The sequence below is a fragment of the Bacteroidales bacterium genome (genome assembly GCA_021157585.1).
Taxonomy (GTDB): domain Bacteria; phylum Bacteroidota; class Bacteroidia; order Bacteroidales; family UBA12170; genus UBA12170.
The window spans coordinates 1-2,967 of sequence record JAGGWH010000122.1 but is presented as its reverse complement, the minus strand read 5'-3'; the positions used below and the strand labels follow the sequence as shown (position 1 = coordinate 2,967).

Here is a 2,967-nt window from a genome sequence, read left to right as displayed (position 1 = left end):
TATCCATTAAAATTTGAACCCCTATTTAAAGATAAGATTTGGGGCGGACAAAAGATTAAAACAGTACTGAATAAAGATTTTGGTAATTTGCCCAATTGTGGAGAAATGTGGGCTTTGTCGGGCTTTCCCGGATCAGAAAGTATAGTGTCTAATGGTTTTTTGGCCGGAAACGATTTGAACGAAGTGCTTGAGGTTTATATGGATGAGTTGGTGGGTGAAAAGATATATGAGACTTATGGTAATGTTTTCCCTTTACTCATTAAAATTCTTGATGCAAGCGATTGGCTTTCAATACAAGTTCATCCTGATGATGATTTGGCTCGTCAGCGCGGTTTAGAAGGTGGTAAAACAGAAATGTGGTATATTCTTCAAGCGGATGAGGATTCCAAATTAATTTCCGGATTTAATCGGAAAATAAATCAGCATGTGTATTTGCAAAAGTTAAAAGATAAAGAGTTGACCGAGATTTTGAATTTTGAAGAGGTAAAAGCCGGAGATGTTTATTATATGCCTGCCGGAAGAGTTCATGCTACAGGCCCAGGTATTTTACTTGCCGAAATACAACAAACCAGTGATACTACTTACCGTATTTTCGATTGGGACAGGGTTGATGATAAAGGCAATGGCAGAGAACTTCATTTGCAAGATGCAATGGCAGCCATCGATTTTGATGTTCCAGAAACGTATAAAAATTCCTATGTAAAAAAGAAAAATGAAACTGTTTCCTTAGTGAAAAGTGAGCATTTTGTTACTAACCTAATTGATATAGATGTTCAATTGGAAAAAGATTTTTCAGAAGTCGATTCTTTTGTTATTTATCTCTGTATCGAAGGTGCTTTTGAGTTGGACGATAATAAAAATGATAAGATAATTATTGAAGTAGGAGAAACGGTTTTGCTTCCTGCAAGTACAATGCAGATACAGTTAACGCCTTTAAATAGAGCTAAAATTTTAGAGGTATATATTTTGCCTTCAGACGAAAATTAGCCTTGTTTTTTATTTTTAAGTAAGCGTTCTAATTTTAAGGTAAGCAGTTCCAAACTTATCGGTTTTTTTATGTATTCTACCGCCCCGAGTTCTAATCCTCTGAGTTCAGATTTATCATCTGTTAATGAAGTCATAAAAATAACAGGAATATGAATTCCTTTTTCATTCATATAATCTAAAAGTTGAAAGCCATCGAAATTAGGCATATTAATATCGCTAAGAATAACATCAAATTTGGTTTTTGCAATTTCCATTAAAGCACTAACTCCATCTGTTGTTATAGTAGTATTATAGTTCTTCTTTTCTAGCAGTTCTTTGATGATTTTTTGATTGATAAGATTGTCTTCGACAATTAAAATATTTCCTGAATTTTGATTCGTATTTTTAGAATATCCGTCAAGTTCCATTTTGGCGAAAAGCTCATCCATATCCACCCACATACAAGAAGAAGCTGTATCGGACATAGCGTAAGGAACGATTAATTTATTATTATGAATAACAGAGCCACAAGAGTAAACGACATTAGGTACATAACCATCTCTTTCTTTTTCGTTGGGAACGAGTAAAGGCTCTTCTAATCGCCCAATTATCTTTGTGGGATTATCTATATCAAGCAGTACTGCCCCTAAGGCGTATTGTCGCATAGTTCCAACACCATGAGTTAAAAGCAACCATCCTTTGTCTGTTTCTATTGGCGATCCGCTATTTCCAATCTGAACACATTCCCAAGCATATTTAGGCTCTTGTAATAATTCGGCTTCTTGCCAAATATTAAGATCCTTAGAAAACATAATGTAATTATTAATACCGTCGATACGTGAAATCATGGCGTATTTCCCGTTAATTTTCCGAGGGAATAATGCCATTCCTTTATTTTGGGCTTTTTCGCCGTATAGAGGCATAAATTTAAAATGGTAAAAATCATCGGTTTCAATTAGAGTGGGAAGAATAGTGTAGCCATTATAAGCTGTATAGGTTGCATAATATGTAATATCGCCATTGTCTTTGGTGAATTTTACAAAACGTGCATCTTCAATTCCATTACTCTCAGCAGCAGAAATAGGAAAAATTACACGGTCGCCAATAGCCGTATCCAGAGAAAATGTGATTTCATGATTTGATTCTGCAAGCCAGGAAATAGAATTTAAAATGTTATTATTTGTCGGAGTCGGACTTATAACCGATTTAGCATTTTTTACAGCTTGTTGTAGTTGATTTAAATCGAAGTTCTCCTCCAAATTATCCGTTACAGCATCAATAACGACTTTCTTTTTTATATCCATCTCTTCAAGTTTGTGGATAAAGTCTACTTTTGAATATATTGTATTCTGGATAATTTCGGCTTCATCAACCAGTCTGCTACATGCATTAAATTCTATGGTTCCATCAGAGTTAATAATGCCACCTCTAAAAACTATAGATGATATATGTCCTTCGCCGGTAGCTCTAAAACTAACAATAACCCTCTTCTGACCTTCGAGTAAATTGCTTTGATCTGGGTGATCGACCATAGACGGATTAAAGAATGCAGCTGATTCTATAGAGTATTCATTAGTAAAATATGCGCCTATAAGCAGACGTTTAAATTCGGGCAAGCTATTACCGTTGTAGCCAAGTTGATCAACAAAATGTTTTACAAGATTAAAATGTTTTATAAATATTTTCGAAATATTCCTATGCCTGTCAGAAAAATTACGGAGCGCTTGATTCAGAGTTAACTTGGCCTGCTCGTTATCAATTTCCACTACTTTTTTAATAATATTTTTAACTCTGCTTTCAGGTCCGGGGAAAAAGAATCGAGCAATAACACGTTTTGGATCTGGTTGAAAAATAGTTTCTAATCGATGAACATTAATGGCCATTTTTATAAGGTTTGAGAGATTAATTATTTTTTAATAAGCACCTCCGAAGTTAAGAATAATAATGTAATAAATCAAGACGTATGATATAAGTTAAAATTTTGTCAATCATTAATTTATA

Annotated in this window: 2 protein-coding genes; one reads left to right on the top strand and one right to left on the bottom strand. The window is 34.1% G+C overall.

The features are described from left to right. Positions 1-987, top strand: a 987-nt coding sequence (locus tag J7K39_08525) for a class I mannose-6-phosphate isomerase (protein MCD6179936.1), incomplete at its 5' end; no start/stop codon positions are given. Here the strand turns inward: J7K39_08525 and J7K39_08520 are convergent. Then, on the bottom strand, positions 984-2,849 hold the full coding sequence (locus J7K39_08520) for a response regulator (GenBank protein MCD6179935.1): 1,866 nt from the start codon (positions 2,847-2,849) through the stop codon (positions 984-986). The two genes, J7K39_08525 and J7K39_08520, sit on opposite strands and share 4 nt — an antisense overlap. Positions 2,850-2,967 lie beyond the last annotated feature (118 nt).